This is a genomic window from Rhizobium sp. WCS2018Hpa-16 (assembly GCF_031843705.1).
Classification (GTDB): Bacteria; Pseudomonadota; Alphaproteobacteria; order Rhizobiales; family Rhizobiaceae; genus Agrobacterium; species Agrobacterium tumefaciens_C.
This window is the reverse complement of the sequence record NZ_JAVTIX010000001.1, coordinates 1,184,338-1,198,077: the sequence shown is the minus strand read 5'-3', so window position 1 is coordinate 1,198,077 and position 13,740 is coordinate 1,184,338. Positions and strand designations below refer to the sequence as shown.

General features: G+C 59.0%; 11 protein-coding genes. 2 read left to right on the top strand and 9 right to left on the bottom strand.

Going from position 1 to position 13,740, the window contains the following annotated elements:
- Positions 1–10: 10 nt before the first annotated feature.
- From RQI55_RS06005 to topA, 5 genes are read right to left on the bottom strand one after another with little or no spacing between them, the layout of a single operon-like run.
- Positions 11–1,183, bottom strand: a complete 1,173-nt coding sequence (locus RQI55_RS06005; protein ID WP_243256166.1) for an MFS transporter — start codon at positions 1,181–1,183, stop codon at positions 11–13.
- Positions 1,184–1,191: 8 nt separating this feature from the next.
- Positions 1,192–1,827, bottom strand: coding sequence for an NUDIX domain-containing protein (locus RQI55_RS06000; RefSeq protein WP_243256968.1), 636 nt, complete (start codon positions 1,825–1,827; stop codon positions 1,192–1,194).
- A gap of 51 nt (positions 1,828–1,878) precedes the next feature.
- A complete protein-coding gene (locus RQI55_RS05995; protein WP_243256165.1) occupies positions 1,879–2,319 on the bottom strand; it encodes a DUF983 domain-containing protein in 441 nt (146 codons plus the stop codon).
- A 25-nt stretch (positions 2,320–2,344) separates the two neighbouring features.
- Positions 2,345–4,696 carry a ribonuclease R gene (rnr, locus tag RQI55_RS05990; protein WP_311272067.1) on the bottom strand — a complete coding sequence of 784 codons (2,352 nt, stop codon included), beginning with the start codon at positions 4,694–4,696 and terminating at the stop codon, positions 2,345–2,347.
- Positions 4,693–7,413 carry a type I DNA topoisomerase gene (gene topA / locus RQI55_RS05985; protein WP_243256163.1) on the bottom strand — a complete coding sequence of 907 codons (2,721 nt, stop codon included), beginning with the start codon at positions 7,411–7,413 and terminating at the stop codon, positions 4,693–4,695. Before topA ends, rnr begins: the two co-directional genes overlap by 4 nt.
- An 88-nt stretch (positions 7,414–7,501) precedes the next feature.
- On the opposite strand from topA, the gene RQI55_RS24215 reads away from it, so the two are divergent.
- Positions 7,502–7,906: a hypothetical protein gene (locus RQI55_RS24215; RefSeq protein ID WP_409233690.1), complete on the top strand. Its 405-nt coding sequence runs from the start codon at positions 7,502–7,504 to the stop codon at positions 7,904–7,906.
- On the opposite strand, the gene dprA is transcribed toward RQI55_RS24215, so the two are convergent.
- The 4 genes from dprA to RQI55_RS05960 are packed head-to-tail and all read right to left on the bottom strand — an operon-like array spanning position 7,859 to position 11,911.
- Entirely contained in the window at positions 7,859–9,001 is a 1,143-nt protein-coding gene (gene dprA / locus RQI55_RS05975; RefSeq protein WP_311272068.1) for a DNA-processing protein DprA, read from the bottom strand. The two genes, RQI55_RS24215 and dprA, sit on opposite strands and share 48 nt — an antisense overlap.
- 33 nt (positions 9,002–9,034) lie before the next feature.
- Positions 9,035–9,652 carry a glycerol-3-phosphate 1-O-acyltransferase PlsY gene (gene plsY, locus RQI55_RS05970; RefSeq protein ID WP_042619637.1) on the bottom strand — a complete coding sequence of 206 codons (618 nt, stop codon included), beginning with the start codon at positions 9,650–9,652 and terminating at the stop codon, positions 9,035–9,037.
- 28 nt (positions 9,653–9,680) lie between these two features.
- Positions 9,681–10,973, bottom strand: coding sequence for a dihydroorotase (locus tag RQI55_RS05965; protein WP_243256149.1), 1,293 nt, complete (start codon positions 10,971–10,973; stop codon positions 9,681–9,683).
- Positions 10,970–11,911, bottom strand: a complete 942-nt coding sequence (locus RQI55_RS05960) for an aspartate carbamoyltransferase catalytic subunit (RefSeq protein ID WP_042619635.1) — start codon at positions 11,909–11,911, stop codon at positions 10,970–10,972. The genes RQI55_RS05965 and RQI55_RS05960 overlap by 4 nt, the downstream gene beginning before the upstream one ends.
- 154 nt (positions 11,912–12,065) lie before the next feature.
- Between RQI55_RS05960 and RQI55_RS05955 the strand changes: the two genes are divergently transcribed.
- Positions 12,066–13,718: an acyl-CoA dehydrogenase family protein gene (locus tag RQI55_RS05955; RefSeq protein ID WP_243256148.1), complete on the top strand. Its 1,653-nt coding sequence runs from the start codon at positions 12,066–12,068 to the stop codon at positions 13,716–13,718.
- The last annotated feature ends 22 nt before the right edge of the window (positions 13,719–13,740 follow it).

Here is a 13,740-nt window from a genome sequence, read left to right as displayed (position 1 = left end):
GCCTGAAAAGTCAAGTCCGATTTGATCCGAAAACCGAACGCGCAATGGAAAGCACCACGTATAGCCCGAAAAACATCGCCAAAGCCCATGCAAAACCGTCTGGTCCGGCAATATCCATGGAGATACCCACCGTCTGCGGCCCGGCAATGGTACCAATGGCGTAACAGAAGATGAAGGCAGCATTGGCGGCCACAAGGTCAGAGCCGGTGAGGCGAGAGCCGAGATGAGTAAGACCCACCGTATACATGCCCGATACGCAGCCTCCCCATAGCAGCAGCATCGATGAGAGCAGCATCCAGTTATCCACCAGCAAAGGCAGCGCAAGCGTCCCTATGACGCCTGTGAGCGCCATGAGGCCCAGCAGGACGCGCCTGTCCTTGATGCGGTCTGAGAGCATGCCAATGGGGATCTGGAACGCCATGTTGCCGATGGCCATGACTGTGAGAAGCAAGGCCGCCTGTGATTCGCTGAAACCTTCGCGAGTCGCATAGACAGGGAAGAGCGAAAGTCCGCCCGCCTGCACCGAGCCGTAGACAAAAGCGGCAGCAGAAGCCATCGGCACCAGCCAGATATAGCGGACGAAATGATGATTGGGTTTTTCGTCGAGGTTGGGGCTCTCATGGCGGGCTAGATAGATGGGAATCGCGGCGAGAAGGATGATGGCCGCCCCCAACAGGAACGGGGTGATTCCCTCGCTGCCTATGGCTGAAAACAGCAATGGACCGCCCGCAAAGCCAACGGCCATGCCGGTTGCATACATGCCCAGCACCAGGCCGCGCCGTTTGGGCGGCGCTGCGGCATTGATCCAGAATTCAGAGAGGATAAACAGCATGGTGGTTGCGCCGTGGAAGACGATTCGCAGCGGAAACCACATCCAGAATGCTTCTGCGAAATAAAATCCAAGCGCGCTGATGGCGGAAACGACGACGGCCGTCATCATGGTCCGCGCAACGCCGAATTCGTGCGCCAGCCTGCTCGTCATGGGTGCCGCGATCATGGCTGCAACGCCCGCCATGGCGGTGTTGAGGCCGATCATCGTTGAAGAGATGCCGCGCTTCTCAAGGATGATACTCAAAAGCGGCAGCCCCAGGCCGATGGCGATGCCCACGGCGCTGATGGCGGATATGGCGGCTATGAGTGAGGGCCAGTGAATATCATCGGCGTCACTAGTCGGATGGGACATGTAGACCTTTATAGAAAGCCACGAGTAAACGTGCCGCGACGCTCAAAATATTGTCGCACCGGGCTCTCGAATTGCAATGAAGGATCACCTATCACGAACTTTGTGACATCTTCGAGAACCAAGCGCGTAATGGGCGCCATGTTCACACCGGAATTGTCCTTGATGTCAAGCCATTCGAGATTTTGCAGCTCATCTGAATCTCTGGCCGCTGCCGGGTCTATGCCCACCTCATCCGTAAAACAGCAGAAAAAGCGTGTGTCATATCGCCTGATCCGGCCAGGTGGGGTGATGGCTCGTGCGACGAAGCGGAGGCAAGACAAATCAGGCCCGCCGTTGCCTTGCTCATCGCTTCGAAAACGTAAGCCCGTCTCCTCGTGCAATTCGCGCAGGGCCGCAAGCGCAAGCGCGCGTGCACGCCTCTGCGACACCGTTTTTGACGATGCGCGCATGAGGTTGTCGAGAACGACAGGGTGCAGATCGCTGGCAAAGGGCAGGGTGCTGTCTTCACGGTCGCGCTTACCGCCGGGAAAGACGTAAACGTCTGGCATGAACACATGCGCACTGGAACGCTTTCCCATCAGCACACGTATGCTCTGCGTAGACCTATCCATGAGCAGGATCGACGCTGCATCTTTCGGGCGCAGATATGGCGCTTTTTCAGCGGGCTGGTCGAGCGTCACAATGGCCGGGTCCGATCAGTGAGATGAACCATCGATCTGTTCTTTTTGGGGCTCATTATCAAACCCATGCATACGCAAGGCCCACTGCCAGCCGATGACCGCTCCTTTGATCGGCTGGATCGTCAGCAGCGCGACGAGAACCGTGATAGGTACCCAGATCGCGAAGTGAACCCACATCGGCACCAGAAACACCGTATCGGTCATCATGAAGCCACCAACAGCAATGTGGCCGAGAATGGTGATAGAAATATAGGGCGGCAGATCGTCCGAGCGCTGGTGGTGCATATCAGCACCGCAAGACGCGCACTCGTCTACCGGCTTTAGCCATGCACGAAACAAATGGCCGTTGCCACAGGCTGGGCAACGGCTCAGCATGCCGTGTTTGATGGAGCGCCCGAGAGGACGAACTTCCGGCGTGCCGCCATACTGCACTGTCTGCGTCTCGATCGTCGTCATGCGCCTCATCCTTGCTTTTGCAGGCCTATCTACGTCTGCGTGGTGGTCTCGTGCCCGGTGTCGGTCCGCCGCTGCGCCGTGTCGTCTTGTGGAACGAGCGTGTCGCTGCCGGCAATTTCTTGCCCTCGCTCAACGCTTCGAACCGCAAAGCACCGGCCAGAGGCACCGCTTCTGCCAGGCGAACTTGAATGGTATCGCCCAACTGGTATCCAAGTCCCGACTTTTCACCCGTCAGCGCCTGATGCGCCTCATCATAGATGTAATAGTCCCGACCCAGCGTAGATATAGGAATAAATCCGTCAGCGCCAAACTGTGGAAGCGCGACAAATAGTCCTGCCTTGGTTACGCCACCGACGCGTCCTTCGAATTCCTCGCCCACGCGCTCCGAAAGGTGGTGCGCGATCAACCGGTTTACCGTGTCACGCTCGGCTGCCATCGCACGTCGCTCGAAGGTCGAGATTTCCGCGGCGATATCGGCAAGCGTCGCCTCTTCCTGCGGGGTGATTCCACCTTCACCCAGCCCAAGAGAGCCCACCAACGCCCGGTGCACGATTAGATCGGCATACCGGCGAATGGGCGAGGTGAAGTGCGCATACTTCATCAGGTTGAGGCCGAAATGGCCGATATTGTCAGGGCTGTAGATCGCCTGGCTCTGAGAGCGCAGAACCATCTCGTTGACAATGATCTGGTGCGGCGTATCCAGCGCGCGGGCCAGAATGCCGTTGAAGGAATTGGCGCGAACCTGCCCACCCTTGACCAGCGAAAAGCCGATGGTGGTCAGAAACTCGCGCAGCACTTCCTGCTTGGCAATGGTCGGCGCGTCGTGCACGCGGTAGACCAGTGGCTGCTTTTTCAGCTCAAGCGTTTCGGCAGCGCACACATTGGCCTGGATCATCATCTCTTCGATCAGCTTGTGCGCATCGAGACGTTCAGGAACATGCACACGGTCAACCGTGCCGTCCGATTTCAGAATGATCTTGCGTTCCGGCATATCCAGCTCAAGCGGCTGGCGGCGGTCACGGCCAATCGTCATGATCTCGTAGGCATGCCACAGGGGCCGCAGGATCGGCTCCAGCATCGGGCCGGTCTTGTCGTCGGGATTGCCGTCGATGGCCGCCTGCGCCTGCTGGTAGGAAAGCTTGGCCGCACTCTTCATCATGATGCGGTGGAACGTATGGCTGGCCTTGCGGCCTTCCTTCGAGAACACCATCCGCACTGCGATGGCGGGGCGATCCAGCCCTTCTTTCAGCGAGCATAGGTCGTTGGAAATACGCTCCGGCAGCATCGGTACGACGCGGTCGGGGAAGTAGACGGAGTTGCCGCGCTTTAAGGCTTCGCGGTCCAGTGCTGAACCGGTGCGGACGTAATAGGATACGTCGGCAATCGCAACGGTCACGATCACGCCGTCAGGATTGTCGGGAGATGGATCAAGCTCGGCATAAACCGCGTCATCGTGGTCTTTTGCGTCAGCCGGGTCGATGGTGATGAGCGGCAGCTTGCGCCAGTCTTCACGGTGCGCCATCGTCGCAGGCTTTGCAGCATCCGCTGCCGCCAGTGCGTCGGATGGGAAAATGTGTGGAATGCCATGGGCATGGATGGCGATCATCGAGATCGCCTTCTCCGATGCGACAGAGCCGACCACCGACAGAACCTTGGCGCGTGGCAGGCCATAGCGCCCGCTGTTGCGTGAGGTTTCCACCTCCACCAGATCGCCGTCCTTGGCACCACCGACGCCATCGGGATCGATGACCATTTCTTCGCCGCGTCGCTCGACCGGCATCAGACGGCCACCGCCACCCGGTGTTTCCTTGAACACGCCGAGCGAACCGCCCTGACGTCTGTCGATCAGCTTGATGATCCGCGCCGTATAGGCAGGGCCACCCGGCTCTTTCGAAGGGAAAATCTTCGCCAGTACGCGGTCACCAAGACCGCCAACGGGAACCTTGCCCTTGTTGCGGTCGGCAGAGGATTGCCGGATGGTCACAGCTGGGGCTGCACCCTGATCGTCAGGCCATTCGGCAGGCCGGCCAATCAGACCGCCATCCTTGTCGCGTGTGGTGATGTCCAGCACCGTCACCGGCGGCAGACCACCCGGCTTCATCAGGGATTTGCGGCTCTTGTGCACCATGCCATCGGTCTCAAGCTCCTTGAGCAGAGCCTTGAGCACGATGCGCGTTTCACCCTTCAGCCCGAAGGCCTTGGCGATTTCGCGCTTGGAGGCCTGATCGGGATGCTCGGCGATAAATTTCAGGAGCACGTCGCGCGGCGGAACCTCACCATGGATGATGCCCGCAGACTCGAGGACTTTTTTTCCGCGACCAGTACGGCCGAAGCCATCGCCCGCCGAGCCGGATGTCTTACGCGGTGCTTTGCTCAAGATTCTGCCTTCTTCGCTTTTGGAGCAGCCTTGGGTTTGGCTGCTGTTTTCGGCTTTGCAGCCGCTTTTGGTTTCGCTGCCGCCTTTGGCTTGGCCTTGGCTTTGGTCTCGCCATCGGCGCTCTCAGCCTTGGCCGCCTTTTTCGGTGCTGCTGCCTTCTTGGCTTTCACGGGCTTGCCGTTGTTGCCGGTGCCAGTCTTGGCAATGCGTTCAGCAATCAGAACCAGCGCCTCGTCCAGCGTAACAGTGTCAGGCGCCTGAGCCTTGGGAATGGTCGCATTGACCTTGCCCCAGTTCACATAAGGCCCGTATTTGCCATCGCGAACGGTAATCGCGCCGCCATCGGGGTGGTCTCCCAGTTCCTTCAATGCCGCCGGTGTGGAAGAGCGGCCACGACCGGGCGATGCCTTCTTCTCGGCAATCACGGTCACGGCGCGGTTCAGGCCAATGGAGAACACATCTTCGATGCTTTCCAGATTGGCGTAGCCACCATCATGCAAAAGGAACGGTCCATAGCGACCCAGGCCCGCCGAAATCATCTTGCCCGATTCCGGGTGCTGGCCAATGTCACGCGGCAGGTTGATCAGCGCCAGCGCCTTTTCATGGTCGATATCTTCTGGCTTCCAGCCCTTGGGCAGCGACGAACGCTTGGCTTCCTTGCCATCGCCACGCTGAATGTAAGGTCCGAAACGGCCAGAGCGCAATGTCAGCTCTTCGCCGGTGTGTGGGTCAGCACCCAGCGCCTTCGGCTCATTGAGCGCGGCTGCATCGGCTTCCGCACCATCTGAGTTCAGCTGGCGCGTGAAGTTGCATTCCGGATAATTGGAACAGCCAACGAAGGCACCGTATTTGCCGAGCTTCAGCGAAAGGTTGCCCGTGCCGCAAACCTGGCAGATGCGCGGATCGGAACCGTCTTCGCGGGTTGGGAACACCAGCGGTGCCAGAACCTCGTTCAGCGCGTCCAGAACGTTGGTAACGCGCAATTCCTTGGTGTCTTCGATCTGGGCGTAGAAGTCCTTCCAGAAATCGCGAAGAACCTGCTTCCAGTCCAGCTCACCAGCGGAGATACGGTCGAGCTTTTCTTCCAGATCGGCGGTGAAATCATACTCCACATATTTGGTGAAGAAGCTTTCCAGAAACGCCGTAACCAGCCGCCCGCGAGAATGCGGGATGAGCTTGCGCTTGTCGACAATGATATATTCGCGGTCGCTTAGCGTTTTCAGCGTGGCTGCATAGGTGGAAGGGCGGCCGATGCCAAGCTCTTCCATCTTCTTGATCAGCGATGCTTCCGAATAACGCGGTGGCGGCTCGGTAAAGTGCTGGCTTGCATTGATCTTCTGCTTGGCGAGGTCTTCGCGGGCATTGATCTGCGGCAGACGGCCATCTTCATCACCGTCGTCGCTCTGCTCGCCATCTTCCTTCTGGTCGGTATAGGCGGCGATAAAGCCATCGAAACGAATGACCGAACCCACAGCGCGAAGGCCCGCCTTCTCGCCCTTGTTTTCGGCCAGAATCTCAACCGTCGTGCGCTCGATTTCCGCAGACGCCATCTGGCTGGCAATGCCGCGCTTCCACACCAGTTCGTAAAGGCGCAACTGGTCGGCATCGAGGTACTTCTTGACCTGATCGGGCGTGCGGCTGAAGTCTGTTGGGCGGATCGCTTCGTGCGCTTCCTGGGCGTTTTTGGCCTTGGTGGAATAGATGCGCGCCTTTTCCGGCACATAACGGGCGCCGAACTGCTCGCCGATCGCGCCGCGGGCAGCTTCGATCGCTTCAGGTGCCATCTGCACGCCGTCGGTACGCATATAGGTAATCAGACCGACGGTTTCGCCGCCAATGTCGATACCTTCATAGAGGCGCTGGGCAACCTGCATGGTGCGCGAGGCTGAAAAGCCCATGCGCGAAGAGGCCGCCTGTTGCAGCGTCGATGTCGTGAAGGGAGGGCCGGGGTTACGCTTGACGGGCTTCGCCTCAACCGTATCCACGGTGTATGTCGCGGCTTCCAGCAGCGTCTTCAGGCGGTTCGCGTCATCGCCGGTCTTGACCGATCTCGCTTGCAGGCGCTTGCCATCGGCAGACACCAGCTTTGCCTCGAAATCATCACCACGCGGCGTCTTCAGAAGGGCGGAAATGTTCCAGTATTCTTCGGAAACGAAACGTTCGATCTCCGATTCGCGGTCGCAGACGAGGCGCAGCGATACCGACTGCACGCGGCCAGCCGAACGCGCACCAGGGAGCTTGCGCCACAGAACCGGGGAAAGGTTGAAGCCAACGAGATAATCCAGCGCACGGCGGGCAAGGTAAGCGTCCACCAACGGAATATCGATGTCGCGCGGATCAGCGACCGCATCCAGAACGGCCTTCTTGGTGATGGCGTTGAACACGACGCGCTTCACCGGCTTGTCGCCAAGCACCTTCTTCTTTTTCAGGAGATCGAGGACGTGCCAGGAAATGGCTTCACCTTCGCGATCCGGGTCGGTTGCGAGAAACAATCCGTCCGATGCCTTTACGGCATCTGAGATTTCCTTCATGCGCTTTTGCGAGGCCGGATCGACCTCCCATGTCATTTCGAAATCCTGATCGGGAAGCACAGAGCCATCTTTGGCGGGAAGATCGCGCACGTGGCCAAACGATGCGAGCACCTTATAGCCGGAGCCGAGATACTTATTGATCGTCTTGGCTTTTGCCGGGGATTCTACGACGACGACGATAGTCATATTTTCTTCTTTCGGAACTTGCCCGTTAACATGCACCACAGCTTTTCAGCCATCAGCGGCGCGACCTTTATTTCGACATGGACAGGTAATGCGCTTCGGTCAAGAGGCAAGCAACGTTTTTCTGCCATTACACCGTTATGCAACCTTGTGGCGACTGGATTGCATATTGCAATTCAGGATAAACAAGTTATGGTTGCCTGCATGGGGTGATGCTCTTTGGAAGACATCGCGTTTTGTCGGGTTGATCGGGGTAAACATGGGTGTGAATGCAGACAATAACAACAAGGGCAAAGACGCGCAGATACCGCCAAACATTGCTTATATCAGTCAGATGCTTTCAGAGTTGCGGTATGTCGCAAAGGTAGAGGGTGCCGACATGCTGCTTTACCTGATTGAAATGGCTTACATTGAGGCAGAAGACATTAAAACTGGTCGTCGCAAGCTCTCAGTCAGCCATATTGATCGAAACCCGCCCCTGGGAATGCCGATTTAACCGCCCCGCTATGTCCAGTTCCAGAAGCACGAGATAGACAGTCGAGGCGGGCAGGCCGGTGTGGCGAATAATGTCATCCGTCTCAACCGGTGAGGGTCCGAGTGCAGATGCGATGATGCTGCGGTCATCGTCACGGGGTGGTGAAATCTCCATATCTTCAGCGCTTTCCTTGGCAATGTGCTGGAATGGCAGGGATGGCTCCATGAGTGGTCGCAGCGCGTTCAGAATGTCCGCTGCCTCCGTCACCAGCATCGCTCCATCCTTGATCAGCCGGTTGGTGCCGTGGCATCGCGCATCGAGAGGTGAGCCCGGAACCGCAAAAACCAGCCGTCCGAATTCACCGGCCAGTCTCGCGGTAATCAGCGAACCTGAGCGGTCCGCAGCCTCCACAATCAGAACGCCCATGGAAACGCCTGCAATCAGCCGGTTTCGGCGCGGAAAATCTCTGGCGCGCGGCTCCCAGCCAAACGGCATTTCACTGATGCTGGCCCCGCCATTGTCATAGATCTCATCTAGAAGCCGCAGGTTTTCCGGCGGGTATGGCCTGTTCAGCCCGCCTGCCAGCATGGCGACTGTGCCGGTGGAAAGGCTGGCAGCGTGGGCCGCCGCATCGATGCCGCGAGCAAGGCCCGAGGCAATCGTATAGCCTGCCTCGCCGCATTGGCGCGCCAGCATGGCCGCAAACTTCGAACCATTGATGGAAGAATTGCGTGATCCGACGATGCCGATGGAAGGCCGGACCGCCGTGCGGCCTGAGCCCTTCATGGAAATGATCGGCGGCGCGCCATCGATCTCGCGCAGTGCCGGTGGATAATCCTGCTCGCCAATGCCCACGAATCGCGCGCCGAATTGTTCGGCGGCCTCGATCTCTCTTTCCGCCTCTGAAACGGAGGCAATGCGCGGGCTGCGCGCCGAGCCACCCCGGCGGGAAAGATCGGGCAGGGCGTCCAGTGCCTTTTCGGCACTGCCGAAGTGGTTAATCAGTTCCCGGAACGTCACCGGACCGATATTGTCGCTGCGAATGAGCCGAAGCCAGGCAATGCGTTGCCGGTCGTTAAGCGCGATGCCGCGCTTCGTTTCGCCGTCATGCGGCATGTCTTGCCCCCATCAGGGCAAGACGCTTGCGCCTCAGCCCTTCTTCCCGATTTTGCTTTCCGTCCCTGCCAGCAGCCGCTTGATGTTTTCTCGGTGCATATACCAGGAGATCACGCTGAGCAGCGTCACCAGCAGAGCCGTCTTCTCTGGCCCTAATATCCACAATGCAACCGGAATGACAAGCATTGCAACCAGTGCGGAAAGAGATGAGTATTTTGTGATATAGGCCGTAGCGATCCAGATCGCCGCAAAGGCCAGCATCATCAACGGTGCAGCGCCTAGAAGCACACCGATATAGACGGCAACACCCTTGCCACCCTTGAAGCCCAGCCATACCGGAAACAGGTGCCCGAGAAAGGCGAAGAAGCCAGCAACCAGTGAGGCCTCGTAGCCCCAAAGGGCACCCGCGATCAGCACCGCTGCCGTGCCCTTCAGGGCATCCAGCAGCAATGTGGCAGCCGCCAGTTTCTTGTTGCCGGTGCGCAGCACATTGGTCGCGCCAATATTGCCGGAGCCGATCTTGCGAACGTCACCCAGACCGGCTGCGCGGGTCAGGATGAGCCCGAATGGGATCGAACCCAGCAGGTACCCCACCAAAGCGGCGAGCGCCAGCAATGCTGGCGCGGTTTCCCAAACAGTCAATGCGGTCATGGATGTCCCCTCAGTCCCGTCGAGTCTTTTATTGGTTGGAATAGACCAGCTTGCCTGCAACATAGGTTGCAACGGCGCGGCCGGTAAAGCGTGCATCTTCAAACGGTGTATTCTTGGACCTCGACACGAGATTTTTCTCGGAAACCAGCCATGGCTCATCAAGATCGATCAGCGTGATATCCGCCTTCGCGCCCGGTTTCAGCGTTCCGGCGTCCAGCCCGAAGATCTGCGCGGGGCGGGTGGAAAGCGCATCGATGAGGCGCATCAACGGCACCTGATCGCTGTGATAGAGCCGAAGAGCCGCCGCCAGCATGGTCTCAAGGCCAATGGCACCGCTGGCCGCATCCGAGAATGGCAGGCGCTTGGTGTCCACATCCTGCGGATCATGCGACGAGACGATGATGTCGATGGTGCCATCCTTCAGCGCATCCACCATGAACATGCGGTCGTCTTCAGAACGCAGCGGCGGGGAAAGCTTGAAGAAGGTCCGGTACTCGCCGATATCGTTTTCGTTCAGCGTCAGATGGTTGATGGAAATGCCGCAGGTCGCCTTCACGCCCCGCGATTTTGCGTGGGCCATCGCTTCCGCCGATTCCCGCACGGAAATCTTGGCGGCGTGGTAGTTGGCACGGGTCAGCGCGGCGATGCGCAGATCCCGTTCCAGCGGAATGATTTCGGCTTCTCTGGGAATGCCTGAAAGGCCCAGCCAGCTCGCAAACAGGCCCTCATTCATGTCGCCATGGCCGATATAGGGGTCGCGGGTCTCCAGTGAAATCACCGCGCCCAGTTCTCGCGCATAGGTCATGGCGCGGCGCAGCACGGCGGTATCCGGCATCGCCTTGCGACCATTGGTGAAGGCAACGGCCCCGGCTTCCCGCAGCATGCCGAATTCGGTCATTTCCTCGCCGCGCAGACCCTTTGTCAGCGCCGCTGCCGGATAGATATTGACCAGCGCCTTGTCGCGCGCCTTCTTCTTCACGAATTCCACAAGCGCAATGTCGTCGATGACGGGATCGGTATCCGGCATCACGATCATGCTGGTCACGCCACCCGCTGCCGCAGCGCGGGAAGCGGATTCGATCGTTTCGCGGTGTTCCGCGCCCGGCTCACCCACAAACACGCGAGCATCCACCAGACCCGGTGCCGCAATCACGCCGCGTCCATCGCGCACTACAGCATCTTCGGGCGCACCCTGGTTCTGCGCGTCCTTGCCAGCAGCCAGAATCGTGCCGTCAGCACCGATGAGGATCGTTCCGACCTCATCGAGATTGCGGGATGGATCGATGATGCGAACATTTTTGAGAACGGTTGCGGTGGTCATACGCGCTCTCCCTGATTTTGTGAAAGAAGAAGGGTTTCCATAACGGCCATGCGCACGGCCACACCCATTTCCACCTGGCTTTCAATCACGCTCTGCGGGCCATCGGCCACTTCGGAGGCAATTTCAACGCCACGGTTCATCGGGCCGGGGTGCATCACCAGCGCGTCTTCCTTGGCGGCTTTCAGCTTTTCGGCATCCAGGCCGTAATAATGAAAATACTCGCGCACCGAAGGCACGAAAGAACCGGACATGCGCTCGCGCTGCAGGCGCAGCATCATCACCACGTCAGCTCCAGCAAGACCTTCCTTCATGTCGTGATACACTTCAACGCTCATCTGGTTGATGCCGGAGGGCAGAAGCGTTGGCGGCGCAACCACACGCACTCGCGCACCCATCTGGTTCAGCAGAATGATGTTGGAGCGGGCAACACGCGAATGCAGCACATCTCCGCAGATCGCCACCGTCATGCCTGAAAGCGTGCCCTTGGCTCGGCGGATGGTGAGCGCGTCAAGAAGCGCCTGCGTCGGGTGTTCGTGCTGGCCATCGCCTGCATTGACCACCGAGCATGCCACCTTTTGCGCCAGAAGGGCGGCAGCCCCTGCGGAAGAATGGCGCACCACCAACACATCGGGCCGCATGGCATTCAGCGTCATGGCCGTGTCGATCAGCGTCTCGCCTTTTTTGACGGACGAATTGCCCACCGACATGTTCATCACGTCTGCGCCCAGCCGTTTACCGGCCAGCTCGAAGGATGATTGCGTGCGCGTCGAGGCTTCGAAAAACAGGTTGATCTGGGTCAGACCGCGCAGGGTCGATGTCTTCTTCTCGCGCTGGCGGCTGATTTTCACAGCCTCGTCAGCCTTGTCGAGAAGAGTGGTGATATCCTGATGGGAAAGCCCCTTGATGCCAAGCAAGTGGCGGTGGGGATAATAGACCATGGAATATGTCCTCCGGGTCACAACAGCGCCTGTCGCGGCGCTCTGGCTTTGGTTATCGGGTCTATAAAGACAGGTGGCTTTGTCGGCAAGCATGGGATAAGCCGGGGCAGACCTAATACATGCAATAAAATACGAATCCCGATATAGCGACGCGATGACGAATATGAACCGGACAGAAGAACAGCTCGCCGATTTGAACCAGCCTAGCCTCTGGTCCGGCATCAATGCCTATCGCACAGACCCGCTGATTGTGGATTTGACATCCAGTCTTTCGCGCCCTCTGCGAGATGAATTTGATCAGATTGGCCGCTATGTGACCTCCTCGGAAGCGCAGGAACTGGCCCGCATGGCCAATGTCAGCGAGCCGAAACTGCACACCCACGGCCCACGCGGAGAGCGGCTGGATCAGGTGGAATTCCACCCTGCCTGGCATGCGCTCATGCGCCGCTCCATGTCATCAGGCCTGCACAGCAGCGCCTGGGAAAATACGCCGGAGACCCGCGGCAACGAGCACAAGGCCCGCGCCACCAAATTCTATCTCACCTCGCAGCTGGAAGCAGGGCATCTGTGCCCGCTGACCATGACCCATGCGTCCGTTGCCGCGATGATGTCATCGCCACGCGTGCAGAAGGAATGGGCGCCCAAGATTCTTTCGCGCAAATATGATTCGTCGCAAAAGCCTGCAATGCAGAAAACCGCCGTCACCATCGGCATGGGCATGACGGAAAAGCAGGGCGGCACCGATGTGCGCGCCAACCGCACCACGGCAGAGCGAGTAGGCGAGGGCATCTATCGCCTTTCCGGCCACAAATGGTTTCTGTCTGCCCCTATGAGCGATGGTTTCGTCATGCTGGCGCAGATGGGCGATGGCATGGGCTGCTTCCTCGTCCCGCGCTTTCTGGAAGACGGTTCGGCCAATGGACTGCATTTCCAGCGCCTGAAAGACAAGCTCGGCAACCGCTCCAACGCATCAGCCGAAGTCGAATTTACCGATGCGTTCGGCTATCTGCTGGGCGAGCCCGGTGGCGGCATCAGCACCATTCTGGATATGGTCACATTGACCCGGCTTGACTGCGCGCTGGCGTCTTCGGGCATGATGCGCGCATCGATGGCGGAAGCCGTTCACTATGCCCGTGGCCGCAACGTCTTCGGCAAAGCGCTCGTCGCTCAGCCGATCATGACGCGCGTGCTGGCTGATATGGCGCTGGATGTGGCGGCTTCGACCGCCTTGTCCTTCCGTCTGGCTGCGGCTTTCGATAGCGCTCGAAACAATCCCGCAGAAGCGGCCTATGCCCGTGTGATGACGCCTGTCGTCAAATACTGGTGCTGCAAGATCGCGCCTCCCTTGATTTACGAAGCCATGGAAAGCCTCGGCGGCAACGGTTACATTGAAGATCGCCCCATTGCCCGCCATTATCGTGAAGCTCCCGTCAATGCGATCTGGGAAGGCTCCGGCAACGTCATGGCGCTGGATGTGCTGCGTGTTCTACAGCGCGGCAGGGATCTCTTCGATCTGGTCTTCGAAGTGCTGGAACGCGATCTGGGGCCTTCCGGCAAGAAAACCACCGATGTGTTGCGCGCCGCCATTGCGCTGTGCGAACGCGACGAGGGTGCGGCCCGCATGCTGGTGGAACAGTTCGCGCTTGCCGCTGCCGCTGCCGAGCTTTGCCGCATCGGTGCCGGTCGCATTGCCGATGCTTTCCTCGAAACACGCCTCGCAGGCGGTTTCCGCCACACCTATGGCATGCTAGATAGCCGCTTCGATGCGTCTTACATCATCGATCTGCTTTACCCACCGGCGACGTGACGCCTCAAGGGACTCAAAACCG

Excerpts from the sequence above, each read along its gene's own strand:
- RQI55_RS06005 (WP_243256166.1), bottom strand. The coding sequence starts at position 1,183 with ATGTCCCATCCGACTAGTGACGCCGATGATATTCACTGGCCCTCACTC.
- RQI55_RS05995 (WP_243256165.1), bottom strand. The coding sequence starts at position 2,319 with ATGACGACGATCGAGACGCAGACAGTGCAGTATGGCGGCACGCCGGAA.
- topA (WP_243256163.1), bottom strand. The coding sequence starts at position 7,413 with ATGACTATCGTCGTCGTCGTAGAATCCCCGGCAAAAGCCAAGACGATC.
- RQI55_RS24215 (WP_409233690.1), top strand. The coding sequence starts at position 7,502 with ATGCGCTTCGGTCAAGAGGCAAGCAACGTTTTTCTGCCATTACACCGT.
- dprA (WP_311272068.1), bottom strand. The coding sequence starts at position 9,001 with ATGCCGCATGACGGCGAAACGAAGCGCGGCATCGCGCTTAACGACCGG.
- plsY (WP_042619637.1), bottom strand. The coding sequence starts at position 9,652 with ATGACCGCATTGACTGTTTGGGAAACCGCGCCAGCATTGCTGGCGCTC.
- RQI55_RS05965 (WP_243256149.1), bottom strand. The coding sequence starts at position 10,973 with ATGACCACCGCAACCGTTCTCAAAAATGTTCGCATCATCGATCCATCC.
- RQI55_RS05960 (WP_042619635.1), bottom strand. The coding sequence starts at position 11,911 with ATGGTCTATTATCCCCACCGCCACTTGCTTGGCATCAAGGGGCTTTCC.
- RQI55_RS05955 (WP_243256148.1), top strand. The coding sequence starts at position 12,066 with ATGACGAATATGAACCGGACAGAAGAACAGCTCGCCGATTTGAACCAG.